Here is a 16,259-nt window from a genome sequence, read left to right on the forward strand (position 1 = left end):
ATGCTCATTGATTGCGAGCCTTCTGACGTGTCGTCGCGACACCGATCACGACCGCGACGATGAACATGACAAAGACGGACATCGCGGCGCCGTAGCCGGCGCTGTCTTGGACGAAGAACCGCTGATAGATGGTAAAACTGATCACCTGCGTGGAGGTGCCGGGGCCACCGCCGGTTAGCAGGTAGACTTCATCGAACACCTTGAAGGCAATGATTGCACGAAAGACGAAGGTGGTGAAGATTGCCGGCCACAGAAGCGGCAAGGTTATGCGCCTGAAGGTACGCCACGCCCCCGCTCCGTCGATCTGCGCCGCTTCGAACACATCTCGCGGCAGCGCCTCGACGGCGGCCAGCAGCAGCAGGAAGGAAAATGGCGTCCAGTGCCAGACATCGACCGCGATGACCGAGGCCAACGCCAACGACGAGGAGCCAAGCCAGTCGATTGGACTGATGCCGACAAGGCCGAGCACCTGATTGATGACGCCGAACTGGACATTGTACATCAGCTTCCAGATAGCCCCGATGATGATGCCGGGGATCAGGATCGGTAGCAGAAACAGGGTACGGTAGGCCTTTGCGCGGTGTCCCAGCCGCGAGCAGATCAACGCAAGCCCCAGACCGATTCCGACCTGGATCGTGGTGGCGCTGACAACGAGGATAAGCGTGTTCAGTATCCCCGCCACGAAAAGTGCGTCCCCGGCCAAGGCGCGGTAGTTGGCGAACCCTACCCAGTCCCAAGTCGCGCTACCTTCGGCCCATGTCACCTTGGCAAAACTCAGCGCCACAAGATTGGCCAGCGGCAATGCCGACAGCAATACAAGAAATGACAGTGCCGGAAGCACGGTCAAAAGCTTCACTGTGCGACTGGCTTTTACCGTTGCCATGGACATGTCCAGGATTTGGGGCCACGCAGTGCGCAGACCGGTTACAATGGGGCCACCACCAGTGGCGGCCCTCACCAAGAGTGGGCGCTAAGCAAACTCTATTTGTTCAGGTCAGGAAGACGTCCGGTTTTGTATCCGGCATCCTGCATGATCTTCTCGATCTCTGCAGCCATCGAATTCAGCGCCTCTGCCGGTCCAATCTCACCGGCCACCGCCCGATTCAGGCCCACCTCGGTCACGGCCACGATCTCGGCCCCTTCGGGGATGGTCCACATCCGCCGTGCCATCGGAAGCGCGTCGCGCATCGTGATCATGTAGCGGTTCTCGGGTTTTTGAGCGAACTCACCCTCGTATGCGGCGGCACTGACTGGCGAACCACCCATTTCAGCATAGGCGATTTGCGTCTCAGGCTTTTGGAACCAGTCGAGGAAGGCCAAGGCGGCTTTCTTGTTCGCGTCTGGAATGTTCTTCGGAATGCAGCCGAGCCAATGGCCAAGGGCGGGCGCACTTTTTTGCCCTGGCGCATGTGGCAGGTTCATGTAGCCCACTTTGCCCACTACTGCGGATTTGTTCGGGTCATCCATCTGCGACTGAGCCGCCACCGGCAGCACCGCGTGCGCCGTCTGGCCGGTGACCATATATTGGATCAGAGCCGCCTGATCCATCGCAGCGGGGTTGGGAGGACCAACTTCCTTGGCGATCTTCAGGTACATCTTTAGCCCCTCCAACGCCTCGGGGCTGTTCAGGGTGACGAAAAAATCGCCCCCGCTCTCATCCCGAAACAGAGATCCGCCATAGCTGTTCAAGTAAGGCCAGTAGTCCCAGCTGATCGAAATCGCCGCGCGCGCCGCGCGCTGCATCATACCGACGATACCCTCACCTTCCTGGATCACCTTGGCATTTGCAAGCAACTCGTCCCAGGTCTCAGGGATTTTCAATCCGTACTTCTCGTAAAGATCGGCACGATAGAACATCATCGTGATATTGGGATTGACCGGTACAGCAAGCAGATCTCCAGTTTCCCGGTTCACGGTCTTGGTCTTGCTATCGTACCAGAGCGTGTCGTCAAACGTGTATATCTGCGGGTCCAGTTTGAAGCTGGAATCGATATTTTCCAAAGGCTCAAGAAAGCCGCCCTGATACATTTCGGGGTAGAAAATCCCGTTGACGATCAGGATGTCATACTCGCTCTGACTGGCGCGAACCGCATTGCGCTGCTTTTCCAAACTTCCAGCGTATGGATTGACGTCAAGCGACACCGTGTTGCCAGTCTCCTGTTCGTAGCGATCCACGAGCTTGGAAAACCCGTCCAACCAAGGCGACTGGTTGATAACGATGTCTATGGGTTCAAGCGTCTCGGCTCGACTCCCAGATGCTGAAAAAACGAGCAAAGAAGCTGCAACGGCAAGCGGCAGCGTACGCATATGTTTTGAAATGAAGCTCATGGTTTCCTCCCTTGAGACCATACTCATCATGTGCGCGGCGAGCTAAATCTACAAGCTTCTTTTCTGTAGATTTATGAAACCTTTTGTTATATCAAAGCAGGCCAAACCGGATGGCAATCTCATGATCAATCTTCGGCAGTACGGGCACTTCATCGCCGTTCTGGAAAGCGCCAGCCTGCTCGAGGCCTCCCGCAAGTTGAACATCAGTCAGCCCGCCTTGAGCAAGAGCATCGGGGCGCTTGAGACCTATTACAGGGCAGCTTTGTTCCGCCGCTTACCGCGTGGCGTGCGTCCGACAGCCCTCGCCCTGACGTTGGAGCCGCATGCCCGACGATTGCTACATGATCTTGCCGAAAGCGAGACCGAGATGGCGGCGGTAGCCTCTGGCTCTTCCGGCACGGTGGCAGTCGGGGTTGGCGCTTCGTTTGTGCAAATCGTCAGCGAGACCATCCGTGAACTCGACGACGACTTCCCGAACGTGCAGTTCAAAGTCATCACCGATCATGGGCACAACCTTCGACAGGCACTCCTGGCGAATAGGATCGAGTTCTACATCGGCATGGCCAACAACGAGATGAAGGACAGCCTGTTCGATGTCAGGTTTCTATTCGCCGACAGTCTCGTGGGCATTTGTTCGCCACAACACCCCTTCGCCGACCGTGACATAGAACCCGACCAATGCCACGACAGCGAATGGATCGTCCCTGACCTCGAAGAGCCCGGTCGAGCAGCTCTAAACGCTTATTTCGTCTCGACATTGAAGAGCAGGCCAAAGGTCAAGGTTACGACAAATGCCGACCACCTGATGCGCCAGTTCCTTGCCGACACTCGCTACGTTAGCATCACGCCCGAACTCACGCTACGCATGCCTGGCTACCAAGCTTTTAAACAGTTTCGCCTGCGGGGCTTCGACTTCAAGCGCGAAGTAGGGATCGTCCGGCGCACCGGGAATTTCAGTACGACGCTGGGCATTCGTTTCTCGGACTCACTAGCGACCAAGCTTCGGGCGCTTCCGAACCGCATCTGAACATGCCTTCCAAAAGTGGACATCGATTTCGGGAAAGTGAACATGGTACCATGTCTGTTGGTAAGCCGGGTTAATGCATTTGGCTTCCTGAACCGTACCAACATCTGGCCCTTTGTTCCGATTTCCGGTCGGGGCAACCAGTTGACCCCTTGAATAATCTCGTGACGATTGGGATCATAATTGCTGGTTGCCCCCAACGTTGGGTTTCCATTTGGTGAGCGCCATGCAACTAAGAAATGCAAAATGTCTTTATCAAGCGCGTTCCGATGAGGAGGTTTGGCGGCGTTGAAAGTATCGGCACACCTCTCGCACAAACCGGCAGATAGCACCATCAAGGGGTGCTGCTTACCTTCGCGCCCCTGCGCCGGTGCCTCGCCATCCATAGGTAACAACAACAGCCTGCCGCTCGACAGCGCCCGGATTGAGATCGAGACAGTCGACATTCCCGGTGGGCGGTCGATCCTCGGCACAACCCGACCACGGATCGCCGATGATGGCGAAGAGCTTCGGAAATCGCAGCCTCTCAAGGACTATCGGATCGGTACACTCACAGTAACAAATGCAGAATTTGCGGCTTTTGTTGATCAGACAGGCTATGTGACCGACGCGGAGCGAATTGGTTGGTCTTTTGTGTTCTGGTCCGACGTGACGGCGCACATCTCCGAGACCGAGGGTATCGTCGGTATCGAGTGGTGGCGCCGGGTCGACGGTGCAAACTGGCGCGACATTCATGGCCCCGGAACGTACAGCCAAGCTTGGAAACCCGAGCATCCGGTCGTACAGGTCTCCTGGAACGATGCCAACGCCTTTGCGGCTTGGGTAGGCGGCCGCCTTCCGACCGAGGCGGAATGGGAACATGCCGCCCGTGGCTGCGTTGGGGACGTTCCCTATCCTTGGGGCGAAAGGGATCCTGACGATACGCAATTCATGCCTTGCAACATCTGGCAAGGCGAATTTCCCCACACCAATACCTGTCAGGACGGATACGCAGGCACGGCGCCGGCAAAATCATTCGAGCCAAATGGTTACGGATTGTACAACACTGTCGGCAACATTTGGGAATGGACATCGGATCCTTTCCGCATCCCCTCGCTCAAACGAGTCGTGAAAGAAAAGCTTCAAACGATGGTCGGCTACAAGATAGTTAAAGGCGGTTCATTCCTTTGCCACAAGAACTATTGCTGGCGTTATCGCATTCCCGCGCGCTCGGGCAACTCACCAGACAGTGCGACACCGCACATAGGATTTCGCTTGGTGTTTGACACGTAGCAGAGCCACTCTGACGCCGGCCCTGAGCGGGTGGCTGGCTTCAGTCCAAGTGCACTGGGACTAGGCACTCGTGGTGTGTCGGCGTGAGTGGCCGCTACGCATGCCATCGATTCAGAAGTAAACTGAACTCTCCCATTGACCTCGCCCGTGAGAGCGCGGACACGCTTGGCGTCGGCGGTATCCAGTTGCATTTTAAAAAGGCGGTTCTCGCGTCGGGAGCGCGCCCAAAAACCCCCAATATATCGGGACGCGTCCAGATGGATTATCGCACTAGTGCGACGATTTTCGAGATGGCAGCGTTGCCGAATCGTCTCGCCGTCATCGGTGGAGGCCCACTGGGATGCGAACTGGCACAGGCCTTTTGCCGTTTGGGATCGCATGTGACAATCGTGCAAAACGGACATACATCATCACGGCCATGTGCAGCCTCTTGGCGCGAGTGTTCAGCCGCACCGGCAATCCGAACTTTTCGGCGTAACTTTCGAGGTAATCCGCCATCTGGTCTTTGGTTGGGAAGGCATCCCGAGCCGCCGGGAAGCGGTAACCGTCAAGCGAGTCGAACTTCGCCGGGGTGAAGAGCCTGAGCGAGTCCCAGCGGTTGCGCCAGACATCGCCGACACGAGAGGCGCCATCCAGGATAATGTGGTCGATGCCCTTCCGTTTCAGGTGATAGGCAACCGACAGCCCGGCCTGGCCTGCCCCGATCACCACTACTTCGTGATGCTGGGGCTTGGCATCAAGCTGTTTCTTCGCAGATGCCGCTGGAAATGCACCGGGCTGAGTTCTGAGCAGATTGCCCGGCTCTACTAAGTCCGCGGGATGGCGGCCAGCGTGGAGCATCTCTACTGTTGGTTTTGTCATGCGCGGGGTGTCCATAATCATTCTCCAGTTTTGTGCCATTTCCGGAGACGAGCCTAGTCATGCGGCCACCGTGCTTCATCGTGAGGATGCCCCACTCCAAGTATTTTCTGAATGGGGTGTTCTACCCACTCTCTGCTTCAAATCGAGCCGGTCTTTAACGCCTTCGCGACGGCGGCAGCGCGCGAAAAGACACCGAGTTTGTCGAAAATGTTCTCGACATGGCGGTTCACCGTCTTGGGACTGAGGTTCAGTTCCTCGGCAATCTCGCGGTTCGTGCCGCCATCGGCCACAAGCGACAGCACCTGTCGCTCGCGCGCCGTCAGATTGTCCGCCCTTGGTGCCTTTGTCCCAGTCCGAATTTCATGGATTCGAGCCAGGTCAGGCGTGGCGCCGAGGCTCTGGAATATCTTCTCAGCCGCTTCGAGCTCCCGCTCGGCGCTTTCTACGTCGCCCAACTCGGCACAGCCTCGTGCAATGTCTACGCGCAGTCGCGCCACGAGATAGGGCGCGCCGAACTCCGACCAGTAGCGCCGTGCACGAGTCAGTGCGGCTACAGCATCACCGAATTTTCCATGCGCCAGAGCCAGCGAGACCCTGTCCATGATCGGCCACGCGGGCGAGGATTTCCGTCCCGAAGAGCTCTGCTATGTCCGACAATTCACCGCAAAGCCGTTCGGCCAAGTCCAGATCACCGCAAGCGATGAATATCTCAATGCCGGCAGGCAGCAACGCCGTTTTCCGGGGCATGTCTCCAGTCAATTCCAGTGCGCGCCGTATCGCAGCAGTCGCCTCGTCATGTCTGTCCTGCGCAAGTCGGAGCAGCGCCAGTCCGGGCTGTGGGTCGATCCCGATTTCGCCGGCTAGGCGATATTCGGCATCGGATTTCTCGAACTCACCACGCAGCCGCAGAATTCGCGTACCTTGCCGTTGCGCTGCACGACCTCGGCATCATCGTTGCCCGCCTCGCTGCGGATACGGGTGTCGGTTTCGCCTCCATTAATGTTGAACGCGACACGGCTGCTCAATGTGGCCACGTTCGTAGGCACGTCTTCGCGAAACACGACCTTCGCCGCGTTCAGCATTCTCTTCAGGAGAGGGACCATCGGGTCGTCCCGGCCCAGGCAGCGATCAAGCATGACTTCGAGGATTGTTAGGTCTTTAGTCATTAGGATACATGCTTCATTGGACATCGCAGTTCTCCATCGCTCCATCAGGGAAGCAATTTCAGTTGAAACAACAGTGGAGGATCCCCTGGCCGCATATTGGCGGCACAGGGGCTACGATTCTGCGATCAGACAGGTTCCATAAAGAGAGACGCGGCGGCGCAACCAGAAGTTTGTCATGATACTGCGCGCAGTTCGTTGCCCATCTCAGGGGCACCTGCACGACGCGGCTTTTCCACGCTCTCAACGGTAAGACGATGGACTTGCCCATCACGCGCGATCCAGTCGATGGATTGCCCGTCGGAAAGACCGATTAGTGCAGCACCGATTGGTGTCAGGACCGAAATCTTGCCTTCTGCGATATCAGCCTCGCCAGGGAATACCAATGTCACCGTCCGGTCTTCGCCTGCACTGGTGGTGAAACGTAGAGTGGAACCCATCCGGACGACATCCTCACGGAGCTGATTGTCAGACACAATTTTCGCACGATCGAGCTCGGAGAAGAGCTGGTCCGCTACGGTGGGGTTTCTTCCCACAAATGCCTCAGCCATCAGCGACAGCCGCTTGTGATCCGAGCCGGTCATCTTGATTGCCGGTTTGCGTTGTTTTTTAAGCGCGGGTGCCATCTCGTGACCTCCTGTAAATTCGCGTGCGAACGCATCATAGGCGTCCACGATCATGTTTTTCTTAGCTTGTGAGTTGGTATCGTTTTGTCCGGATCGTCTTTCCTGCGTCAGGAAAGCTTATCCAAAAACCCCGCGACCGGGGCGCACCGCGACCGAGCCGGGGGTTAATTTCCCGCGATGGGGCATACCCGATGAAGAATAAGAATTGGATGCTCGGTGATGTACATACCCTTGAACTTGGTGGCACAACCACGAATTGTCAAGCCAATGCTCTGGTTCAGAATTATCTGACATACAAGATGATCGCGTTCCGACTTCATGACGTGATTTCCGATCGTTCATTTTGATCGTTCATGGCTCTAGGCATCAGGTGAGGAACGTCGGGCCATCGCATTCTTTCAATTGTGGACAAGGGATGGCACGCTGTTCGAATGATCGCGAGCGTCTCTGCTGCCGATTTCGCCAGGCGCACCATATCCCGCAGAGTGGCTGAACGAAACGCTCGACACGCGCTGGCTAACGCCGGCAGGAAATTACCGGTATCATGTCGCGGCCATAGCAGTGTGAAAATGAGATCCACTGGCACGTCATCCGGGGCACCGAAATCGATTGGATGTGAATTTCACCCAACCTGGACCCTCAGTCGAGTTAGCGTTATCATGCTGATTTGGCAGTATAAATCGACATTTCTATGAAGACGAAAAATGCGCTGGTCGCACCCCCGTGCCAGCGCCCAAAAACCTTGCGGATGGCGAGCGCATTCCCTGCTTTGCCGCGTAGCACAAAAATCTCCGCAAAGTCACGCCCGACTGTGTAAATATCCGCGGAACTAGGACCCCGTGTCGAGAAATCCAATCATACGGATTTCACGGTATAAATTGGATTTCCACGAGATAGCGAATTCCGCTGGTCGTGAACCTACTCGTAGTTGGATCGGTTGGTTGATGTTCCACAGTCTGGGGTACCGTTCTGAGTCGCTTCACATCAAATCATTGTGATTTGGTTCCGAGTGCCTGATCCTGGTCACATTCGGCCCTAGACTTCCTTGCATCGACTGATCGATAGCCACCCGTGCGAGGCTGGCCGCCCCCGACAATCGACGTGCCGGATAGACGGCTCCACCTGATGGAACACGCCACGACGCTTGCACCAATGTCTCGCATGGACAAGATCATGTCGACTCCTCTATTCTAAGCAAGCATCGCCTCGCTACCCTCCTTGGCGCGGCATTTATCATTTCTCCATTCGTGTTGCCGGTTGGGTTACGAACAATCGAAGCGCAGGCACAAACTGCGGCGCCGGCGCCCACTGCCAGTTTGGCTATGCATGGTGGATCGTTCGCTCCGATAGTGGCGCAGGATAAGCCGGCCGTGGTTACCATAACGGCCAAATTAGAGACACAGTCCACCGACACAGCCACGCCCTTCGGCAATTCGCCGTTCGACCAGTACTTCCAGCAATTTTTCGGTCAACAAGGCATACCACTACCTCAGCCGACGCCCCAGCAGTCCGCTCCGCAAGCCAAAGTGCTGGGTTCCGGGTTCATCATATCGGCCGACGGCATTATCGTCACAAATAATCACGTCGTCGAAGGAGGCTCTGACATCAAGGTCACACTGGACGACGGGACCGAACTGGCGGCAACGGTCGTCGGCAGTGATGCCAAGACCGATATGGCGGTTCTCAAGGTGAAGGCCGCCAAGCCGCTACCGACCGTTCATTGGGGTGATTCAGACAAGCTGTTGGTGGGCGACCAGGTGCTGGCGATCGGCAATCCGTTCGGCATCGGCACGACCGTCACCGCGGGCATCGTCTCGGCTCGGGGCCGCGACCTGAACAGCGGTCCTTTTGACGATTTCATCCAGATCGACGCGCCGATCAACCACGGCAATTCTGGCGGCCCCTTGGTTGATCTCGAAGGCAGGGTCGTCGGTATCAACACGGCGATCTATTCGCCGAACGGTGGTAGCGTTGGCGTGGGCTTCGCGGTTCCTTCCGACGAGGCGCAACAGGTCGTCACCAAGCTGATCAAGAACGGATCGATCGAATATGGCTATCTGGGCGTACAAATCCAATCGGTCACGCCGGATGTGGCAAATGCGATTGGGCTTGATCAAGCCGAAGGCGCGCTGGTCGCACATGTAGGTGAAAGTTCGCCGGCAGCGAAGGCCGGGATCGAATTGGGCGACGTCATCACAGGCATCGACGGAAAGGAGGTCAAGGATCCGAAAGACCTGTCACGCAAGATCGCCGATATTGCTCCTGGTGTCAGGAAAACGCTCACCGTCTGGCGCAAGGATCAGAGCATCAAGCTCCCCGTGATTATCGGTGAAAACAAGGACGAGCAGAAGACGACAACTGCCAACGACAATGGTACCGGTAATCCGCCCGCAGAGCAGGAACTTCACATTCCCACGATAGGTATTGGCCTTGCCGACATTTCGCCCCAACTGAGACTGGCGATGAACCTGCCGGTCGACGAAAAAGGGGCGTTGGTCGAGAGTGTCAAACCAGACAAATCCGCCGCCGACGCCGGGATCCAGCCGGGCGACATCATTATATCTGTCAACCAGATGAATGTTGTCACGGCGGAGGAAGTAAATCGCGCCGTTTCCGAGGCCGAAAAGTCAGGCAAGAAGTCGATCTTGCTCCTCGTTCAGCGTGGTGACTCGCAGACCTTCATCGCGGTGCCGCTTAACAACGCTTGAGGTCGGCTAACGAAACCTGGTCGATCAGCATAAACGGGACCCTCAAACCGATCGACCATTTCCAGAAACTGACCAGTCCGACGATCCAATGAGTGGTGCTGTCGTATTCGGTTTTTTAGGAAAGGAATAAACCCATGCAAATACACGCCCCCATCATTGCGGTGCTGGCTCTATCGCTTTCTACGGCGATGGTCGGTATCGCCAGCGCTGCTACGATCAAGATCGGCGTCAACGAACCACTGACCGGGCCATTTGCTGCATCCGGCACATATATCGTCGAAGGAGCAAAGATCGCCGTCGCTGAGATCAACGCCAATGGCGGTATTCTGGGTAACAAGGTCGAACTGGATGTCGAAGACAATCAAAGCAACCCCACGGAAGCAGCGGGCGTCGCCGAAAAGCTTATAGAACGCGACAAGGTCCCGGTTCTGATGGGCGCCTGGGGCTCAAGCTTGACCCTCGCAACCATGCCCAAGCTGATGCAATATCAGGTGCCGATGCTGGTCGAGACTTCGTCCTCCAGCAAGATCACTAAGCAGGAAATCCATACGTGTTCCGCATTTCACCGCCTTCATGGGTGGAGGCGGACCTGTTCAAAAAATTCTTGCCTTCGCTCGGCATCAAGAAAGTCGACTTCCTCGTGATCAACAATGATTGGGGGCGCGGCACGATGACCGACTTCACCAGCATGCTGAAGAAGAGCGGTGTCGAAGTCGGCTTAAACGAAATCATGAACGAAGGGGCGCAGGACATGAATGCGCAGCTTTCCGAGATCAAGGCTTCCGATTCCGACGCCATCATCGTCACCACCGCCGTCGAGCAGCTGACCCTGGTGCTCAAACAGGCAGCCGCGCTCGGCATAACCAAGCAGATCATCACCACTGGCGGTTCCCAGAATCCCGACCAGCTGATCGAGCAGGCCGGAACGGCGGCCAACAACACCAAACACCTGGTGTTCTTTGCACCCTGGTTTCCGAAAAGGCAGCCCATCCTGAACTTGCCAAGCGGTTTATCGACGCATGGGCTGCAGCCGGTTATGACAAGGCAGGCCTGACCGAAAGCTATCGCGGCTACGATGGCATACTCGTCATCAAGGCGGCAATCGAGAAGGCTGGCGTGGCCGAACCCAAGGCGATCACGGATGCATTCTGGAAGATCGACGTTCCGACAATCAACGGCACCGTAAAATTCGTGAAAGACGGTCCAAAGGGCAAGGAGAGCGGCCAGTACATGGCGAACGGAACGCTTGTCGAGATCGTCGATGGCAAGATCGTCCTGCCGGCATCTTGACCTCGCGACAATCCAGCCTTACCCGTCGCATCCACCACGCACACGATGCTCTCTTTCAGCGAAACATCGATTCCGACATAATGCTCCATGGCTGTTCCTCTCATGAGGTTTGGCCCGATTCCTCGGCCCATTTCCAACACCATCATTCTGAGGGACAGCCACCAGTGTCGCATCAAAATGGAAAACCAAAAGTCCCTGTTTCCGGGCGTTTGAAGAGGGGGTGCAGTATGAATCGGTCGTTGCGATGGGACGGATGGCGCGTTCGACGGGATTGCTATCGAGCTCGGCGCGTCCATCATTGATGAACCGGCTGAGTCCGGCCCAGCGGGTCAACGCATATCGGATCAACTCGGCAAGCTTGCCACTTTGAGGAATGCGCGGTAACTCGCCATCATGACGAGGAAGCCGAAACCAATATGATCGGCAACCAGTCCCGCATCAAGTGGCATCTCTGGCACGGCAACAGCTACAGGGCACGAGAGGAGATCAACGATTTATATTGCGACGCTGAGTGCGTCGAGGCCGAGTACCCGAACGTGCATAAATTCCTTACCGCATTTGGCGAGTTCCGCGCCTACATCGCAGCCAACAATGCCAGCCTGATCAATTACGGTGAGCGTTGCCGGTCTGGAGAGCGGATATCCTCCGCCTTCCTCGAGGCGACCGTCAACGCCGTCGTCAGCAAGCGATTCGCCAAGAAACAATAGATGCAATGGAGCCGGATCGGCGCTCATCTGCTATTGTAAACCAGAACCCAGACCCTCCACGGCTCCCTGCGCGCAACATTCCAGAAATGGTATCCCGGCATGACCAACGACAATCACGACAGCACAGGAATGCGTGCGACGGCATAACTGCTACACAAATCCTCATGCTCCCCTACGACCTTAATACCCGGCAACTGCCGATCCCTGCAACACGGTCGATCGGAGGCGGAGGCTTCCGCCCGGACAAAACCGCGCGAGCGCCGATGAACTGGGCAGAGGAAACGCCGTTCGCGATCTCGGCAGCCGCCGCGTCCCTGCGCGTCAGAGCGAGCCGAAGAAGCGCTGCAGGCGGTCCATCGCCTCGGTGATCCGTTCGGTCGATTGCGAGCCGAAGCAGACCCTGAGATGGCCTTCGCCGGCGGGGCCGTAGAAGGAGCCGGCCTCGACCACCACGTCGGTCTTTTCCAGGATGAGTTCGGCAAGCTCCTGGGACGGCAGACCGATCTGCGAAATGTCGGGGAAGGCATAGATGGTGCCTTCAGGCCAGTCGCAGGTGACGCCCGCCATCTGGTTGAGGCGCGCGACGACGATGTCGCGCTTGGCCCTGTCTTCCCGCACCAGTTCGGCGAGGACCCCTGCGGGGCCGGTCACAGCTGCATAGGCACCTTCCTGGATGAAAGTGTTGACGTGGGTGACGTCGCTGGAGGTGATCTTGAGGATGCCCTCGATCATCGCCGCCGGTGCGGCGAGGTAGCCGATGCGCCAGCCGTCCATAGCGAAGCTCTTAGTGAAGGCGAACATCGAGACGGTGCGCCCCGCCATGCCTGGCAGCGAGGCAATGGAGATGTGCCTGGCGCCGTCGAACAAGATCTCCTCGTAAACCTCGTCGGAGATGACGACGAGATCGTGGCGGATGGCGATCTCGGCAAGCGCTTCCAGTTCGGCGCGGCTGTAGACGCGCCCGGTCGGATTGCAGGGGTTGACGAGACAGATCATCTTGGTGGCGGGCGTGATCTTCGCCTCGATGCGCTTAGGCTCGATGGCGAAGCGGTTGGCCGCGTCCAGTTCGGTGAAGACAGGCTTGCCGCCGGCCAGTTCGATCTTGCCGAGATGCTGCGGATAGTACGGCTCGAGCAGGATCACCTCGTCGCCGGGATCGACCAGCGCCATGATGGAAGCGAAGGACGCATGGGTCAGCCCGTTAGTGACAATGATGCCAGATGCATCGACATCGAGGCCGTTGTTTTCGCGCAGTTTCGCGGCAAGGGCCGCGCGCAACTTAGGCAGGCCCTGGAAATGCGAATAGTGCACGTTGCCGGCCAGCAAAGCGTCGATGGCGGCCTGCTTGACCGGCAGGGGCGTGTCGGCGTGGGGGCTGCCCAGTTCCATGTGGATGAGGTCGCGGCCCGCTGCCGTAACGGACGCAGCCTTGGCATACATGCCGTAGGATTTCTTGCCGCCCTGGGTGATGCGTTGCGCGAGATAGGTCATGAGAGAGCCTCCTGATGGGTTGGGGCGCGGTTCACTGTGGTGTTGCCGCTGTCGAAGACCGCGATGTCAAGCGAGATAGCCGACGCTGAGAGGGTCCGCCGGGTCGACGAGCAAGGTAGCGCAGGCGGAAATCCACGCGCTGCCTTCGACCTCGGTTGCAAAGGTCCGGCGACCGTCATTCATTGCCTCGTTGCGCGGCATGCCGCGATAGATCGTGCCCAGAAGCCCTTCATTGACGAACGGCTCGCCTATCTTCAAGGCGCCTTTGGCGACAAGCGCCGCCATCCGGGCGCAGGTAGCGGTGCCGCAGGGGGAGCGATCGAACGAGCCGGACGGTGAGATTGGCACGTTCCTGTGCCGCGCTTCGGGGTGGCTCGGCTCGCCGATCCAGACGATATTCATCGGGGCGGGCGCCGGCGTGCCGGAGGCAAGCAGTTGTGCCATCCCGGTAGCCGAAGCGCTCCCGCAATTGCGCACGCCCACCAAAGTTGTTTGGGTGTTCTCCGATGATATAGCCGGAATAATCGAAATGGCGAGGCACCCAATCACGCATGTCCGGCAGGCCCTGGCCAAAACTGTGCGGGATGATATCGGATGGGCCTCCGACGAAAATCGCGCGGTCGCGAACACCGGGATGGTTTTCGACATGCTCAATCATTTCGGCGTTGTAGTCGGTTGTCAGCCGCGCTTCGTATGCACCGTTTTCCGGCATAGGCACCCAACCAACAAAGTCAGTAAGCCAGGCAATCTGCGTCTTCTTCAGTTCTGGATGCTCGTGCCAATAGTGGTCTACATCCCACGCCTCGTCGGCTATCACCAGGTCATAATTTCCTTCTTCCAGCACCTCTTGAAACACCATGAAATTCTTGATCAGGATTTCATCCATGTTTCGAATCGCCTGAAAGGCGTTAAGATCATGTTCCCCGGATTCTTCCTCAATATGCTCGGATTCATTGGCCAGGAGGCGGCTAGCCGGATGGATTTTTTCTTTGTTGGCGTCGAGAAAGCGCGTGACCGGATCCTGTGCCAGCCACTCAACCTGGAGATCAGGATGCAACGCACGCAATTCGCGCGTGACTGCCAGATCCCGTCGCGCATGCCCAAGACCGATTGGTGAAGACAGATAGAGCGCTTTTGCCGGCAGTTTGCTACCTGTTCTTTCGGGCCTTGGCGGTTCATGGCGATTGTCTGCGGGATGATAGGTTCCCAGATGGCGAGCCAGAAAATCACGGGTCAGCGTGTTTACTCTGGCGGGAAAGCGCGCGTTGGGCGCGTGTCCGGCGTCCGGCCATAAATGCAACTCCCCGCCGGTCAGTTCTGCAGCCTTTTCGGACATTGCTGGCGGTGTGATTTCGTCGGCAGTCCCGTGGATCCATAGTGTCGGACAAGAAATGCGCCGATACGTGGCTTCGTCGACAGGATATTTTGACGATTTCCCGGAAGCATAAGTCATCGACAGCATCTCGCCGTCGCCACCCGATGACCATCTGATTGCGTCTTCTATCTGCTTGGTGGAATGCTTCTCGCAAAAAATACGGCTCATGAAGAAGTCACAGAAATCCTCATAGTTTTCGAGCCAATACCGCTGATTGAACTTCTGCCAATCGCGGTAGGTGGTTCGCTCCGCGATATAGGACTGATGGCTTTTGTGGTCATGCGTCGGAACCAGTGGCATGACGGCTCCGCAGGCAATGAGCGCCTCGACGCGTTCGGGAAAATGGGATGCCAATAAAGCTATGTATAGGCCGCCCAGCGACAAACCGAAGAGTATCGCCTTCTTCGTTTGCGTTACATCAAGAACCGCAAGTGCATCCTCCACCATGCAGTCGACATTATAGTCATTGGCAGTTGCCGGCCGATCGGTCTTGCCGTTGCCGCGCGGGTCGAATGTGATGACACGGAATCTGTCGCTGAAGTATGGTATCTGCGATTTGTATATTCTCGAATGGACGATCGACCAGGGCGGAACGAACAGGATCGTGTGCTCGCCCTTGCCGTAGATTTCGTAATGGACGTGGATGCCGTCGCGGTCGATCTTGCCGGTGGTGTGGGGCAGCCTGGCGCGCATCACATTGCTCCTTTAAGTCCCCTTGTTTCGTACATGCGGATAATTTCTCCGAAGCGGCGCAAAGCACGACGCAACGGCATTCCATCATCTTCGCATCCGAGTAGGAGATAGGACTCAACGCCTATGAAAACAGAACCGACAAGAGCGCCAATATCTTCGGGCTCGAATGGGCCCAGCGACCCCAACTTTGCTTGAAACTGTTCGGCCAGATCGACGTGCAGATCACGCCACAGTGACAGAGAGGACTTTACCGCGTCACCGATAAGCGGGTTGTTCCACCCCACGGCAATCAGTTCCTGCAAAACCCCCACATATCCGGATTCAATATCGGCATCCAGATAATCGCACGACATATCCCATTTCTTGGAAAGCGGAAGATTTGGGTCCGTGAACAGGCTGGTTTGACGCTCGATCAACTGGGCGGTCATATACTCGTAGAGCGCCAGCACCATGCCTTCCTTTGATCCGAAATGATAGCGGATCTGGCTCATTTGCGTGTCGGCAGCCGAAGCAATGGCGCGGGTGGAAAGTCCTGAATAGCCTTCCGTCAAAAGTACCCTTTTGGCAGCCTCCAGCAATGTGACCTTGGTCGGATTGGCTTCGAGTTTGATGTTCTGTTCCATCAGTTCTGCCGGTTTATCAGCATTATTCGTGAATATATTAATTCATTCGAACGAATTAATCAAGAGCGCGGCACGACTGTCTTTGTTCCTTCATGTGA

The 16,259-nt window shown here is 56.9% G+C and carries 14 protein-coding genes and 4 pseudogenes; 7 read left to right on the forward strand and 11 right to left on the reverse strand.

Annotated elements, in window-relative coordinates:
* Positions 1 to 4: 4 nt before the first annotated feature.
* Both AC0L7S_RS04950 and AC0L7S_RS04955 read right to left on the reverse strand, forming a co-directional pair.
* A complete protein-coding gene (locus AC0L7S_RS04950; RefSeq protein ID WP_473473341.1) occupies positions 5 to 883 on the reverse strand; it encodes a carbohydrate ABC transporter permease in 879 nt (292 codons plus the stop codon).
* A gap of 98 nt (positions 884 to 981) precedes the next feature.
* Positions 982 to 2,358, reverse strand: a complete 1,377-nt coding sequence (locus tag AC0L7S_RS04955; RefSeq protein WP_473473342.1) for an extracellular solute-binding protein — start codon at positions 2,356 to 2,358, stop codon at positions 982 to 984.
* A 91-nt stretch (positions 2,359 to 2,449) separates the two neighbouring features.
* Between AC0L7S_RS04955 and AC0L7S_RS04960 the strand changes: the two genes are divergently transcribed.
* The 3 genes and pseudogenes from AC0L7S_RS04960 to AC0L7S_RS04970 form a co-directional block, all read left to right on the forward strand.
* Entirely contained in the window at positions 2,450 to 3,355 is a 906-nt protein-coding gene (locus AC0L7S_RS04960; RefSeq protein ID WP_473473343.1) for a LysR family transcriptional regulator, read from the forward strand.
* Positions 3,356 to 3,640: 285 nt separating this feature from the next.
* A complete protein-coding gene (locus AC0L7S_RS04965) occupies positions 3,641 to 4,624 on the forward strand; it encodes a formylglycine-generating enzyme family protein (RefSeq protein ID WP_473473344.1) in 984 nt (327 codons plus the stop codon).
* Between the two features lie 83 nt (positions 4,625 to 4,707).
* A pseudogene (locus AC0L7S_RS04970) lies at positions 4,708 to 4,998 on the forward strand (FAD-dependent oxidoreductase); the annotation flags it as partial.
* On the opposite strand, the gene AC0L7S_RS04975 reads toward AC0L7S_RS04970, so the two are convergent.
* Positions 4,943 to 5,524, reverse strand: a complete 582-nt coding sequence (locus AC0L7S_RS04975; protein ID WP_473473345.1) for an FAD-dependent oxidoreductase — start codon at positions 5,522 to 5,524, stop codon at positions 4,943 to 4,945. The pseudogene AC0L7S_RS04970 and the gene AC0L7S_RS04975 sit on opposite strands and share 56 nt — an antisense overlap.
* A 98-nt stretch (positions 5,525 to 5,622) precedes the next feature.
* The gene (locus AC0L7S_RS04980) at positions 5,623 to 6,087 is read right to left on the reverse strand and encodes a helix-turn-helix transcriptional regulator (protein ID WP_473473346.1); all 465 of its coding nucleotides are present in this window, start codon (positions 6,085 to 6,087) and stop codon (positions 5,623 to 5,625) included.
* Here AC0L7S_RS04980 and AC0L7S_RS04985 point away from each other — a divergent pair.
* Positions 6,086 to 6,349 carry a hypothetical protein gene (locus AC0L7S_RS04985; protein ID WP_473473347.1) on the forward strand — a complete coding sequence of 88 codons (264 nt, stop codon included), beginning with the start codon at positions 6,086 to 6,088 and terminating at the stop codon, positions 6,347 to 6,349. The genes AC0L7S_RS04980 and AC0L7S_RS04985 overlap by 2 nt on opposite strands.
* Here AC0L7S_RS04985 and AC0L7S_RS04990 read toward each other — a convergent pair.
* Positions 6,346 to 6,675, reverse strand: a complete 330-nt coding sequence (locus AC0L7S_RS04990; protein WP_473473348.1) for a hypothetical protein — start codon at positions 6,673 to 6,675, stop codon at positions 6,346 to 6,348. The genes AC0L7S_RS04985 and AC0L7S_RS04990 overlap by 4 nt on opposite strands.
* A 149-nt stretch (positions 6,676 to 6,824) precedes the next feature.
* Positions 6,825 to 7,274: a nucleoside diphosphate kinase regulator gene (gene rnk / locus AC0L7S_RS04995; RefSeq protein WP_473474183.1), complete on the reverse strand. Its 450-nt coding sequence runs from the start codon at positions 7,272 to 7,274 to the stop codon at positions 6,825 to 6,827.
* A gap of 1,187 nt (positions 7,275 to 8,461) precedes the next feature.
* Between rnk and AC0L7S_RS05000 the strand changes: the two genes are divergently transcribed.
* Positions 8,462 to 9,982 carry a DegQ family serine endoprotease gene (locus AC0L7S_RS05000; protein WP_473474185.1) on the forward strand — a complete coding sequence of 507 codons (1,521 nt, stop codon included), beginning with the start codon at positions 8,462 to 8,464 and terminating at the stop codon, positions 9,980 to 9,982.
* Between the two features lie 134 nt (positions 9,983 to 10,116).
* Positions 10,117 to 11,272: pseudogene (locus AC0L7S_RS05005) on the forward strand (ABC transporter substrate-binding protein).
* A gap of 240 nt (positions 11,273 to 11,512) precedes the next feature.
* Here the strand turns inward: AC0L7S_RS05005 and AC0L7S_RS05010 are convergent.
* Positions 11,513 to 11,644, reverse strand: a pseudogene (locus tag AC0L7S_RS05010) (IS66 family transposase); the annotation flags it as partial.
* A 17-nt stretch (positions 11,645 to 11,661) separates the two neighbouring features.
* Between AC0L7S_RS05010 and AC0L7S_RS05015 the strand changes: the two are divergent.
* Positions 11,662 to 12,126 (forward strand): annotated as a pseudogene (locus tag AC0L7S_RS05015) (ISKra4 family transposase); the annotation flags it as partial.
* 174 nt (positions 12,127 to 12,300) lie between these two features.
* Here AC0L7S_RS05015 and AC0L7S_RS05020 read toward each other — a convergent pair.
* The 4 genes from AC0L7S_RS05020 to AC0L7S_RS05035 form a co-directional block, all read right to left on the reverse strand.
* Positions 12,301 to 13,470: a pyridoxal phosphate-dependent aminotransferase gene (locus AC0L7S_RS05020; protein WP_473473349.1), complete on the reverse strand. Its 1,170-nt coding sequence runs from the start codon at positions 13,468 to 13,470 to the stop codon at positions 12,301 to 12,303.
* 66 nt (positions 13,471 to 13,536) lie between these two features.
* Positions 13,537 to 13,818: a proline racemase family protein gene (locus tag AC0L7S_RS05025; protein WP_473473350.1), complete on the reverse strand. Its 282-nt coding sequence runs from the start codon at positions 13,816 to 13,818 to the stop codon at positions 13,537 to 13,539.
* Positions 13,700 to 15,538 carry an alpha/beta fold hydrolase gene (locus AC0L7S_RS05030; RefSeq protein ID WP_473473351.1) on the reverse strand — a complete coding sequence of 613 codons (1,839 nt, stop codon included), beginning with the start codon at positions 15,536 to 15,538 and terminating at the stop codon, positions 13,700 to 13,702. The genes AC0L7S_RS05025 and AC0L7S_RS05030 overlap by 119 nt, the downstream gene beginning before the upstream one ends.
* A complete protein-coding gene (locus tag AC0L7S_RS05035; RefSeq protein WP_473473352.1) occupies positions 15,538 to 16,161 on the reverse strand; it encodes a TetR/AcrR family transcriptional regulator in 624 nt (207 codons plus the stop codon). The genes AC0L7S_RS05030 and AC0L7S_RS05035 overlap by 1 nt, the downstream gene beginning before the upstream one ends.
* Between the last annotated feature and the right edge of the window lie 98 nt (positions 16,162 to 16,259).

This window comes from Mesorhizobium sp. G2-6-1, from assembly GCF_055809095.1.

Coding starts and splice junctions, on each gene's coding strand:
- AC0L7S_RS04950 (WP_473473341.1), bottom strand. CDS start 883: ATGGCAACGGTAAAAGCCAGTCGCACAGTGAAGCTTTTGACCGTGCTT.
- AC0L7S_RS04955 (WP_473473342.1), bottom strand. CDS start 2,358: ATGATGAGTATGGTCTCAAGGGAGGAAACCATGAGCTTCATTTCAAAA.
- AC0L7S_RS04960 (WP_473473343.1), top strand. CDS start 2,450: ATGATCAATCTTCGGCAGTACGGGCACTTCATCGCCGTTCTGGAAAGC.
- AC0L7S_RS04975 (WP_473473345.1), bottom strand. CDS start 5,524: ATGGCACAAAACTGGAGAATGATTATGGACACCCCGCGCATGACAAAA.
- AC0L7S_RS04985 (WP_473473347.1), top strand. CDS start 6,086: ATGATCGGCCACGCGGGCGAGGATTTCCGTCCCGAAGAGCTCTGCTAT.
- AC0L7S_RS04980 (WP_473473346.1), bottom strand. CDS start 6,087: ATGGACAGGGTCTCGCTGGCTCTGGCGCATGGAAAATTCGGTGATGCT.
- AC0L7S_RS04990 (WP_473473348.1), bottom strand. CDS start 6,675: ATGTCCAATGAAGCATGTATCCTAATGACTAAAGACCTAACAATCCTC.
- rnk (WP_473474183.1), bottom strand. CDS start 7,274: ATGGCACCCGCGCTTAAAAAACAACGCAAACCGGCAATCAAGATGACC.
- AC0L7S_RS05020 (WP_473473349.1), bottom strand. CDS start 13,470: ATGACCTATCTCGCGCAACGCATCACCCAGGGCGGCAAGAAATCCTAC.
- AC0L7S_RS05030 (WP_473473351.1), bottom strand. CDS start 15,538: ATGCGCGCCAGGCTGCCCCACACCACCGGCAAGATCGACCGCGACGGC.
- AC0L7S_RS05035 (WP_473473352.1), bottom strand. CDS start 16,161: ATGGAACAGAACATCAAACTCGAAGCCAATCCGACCAAGGTCACATTG.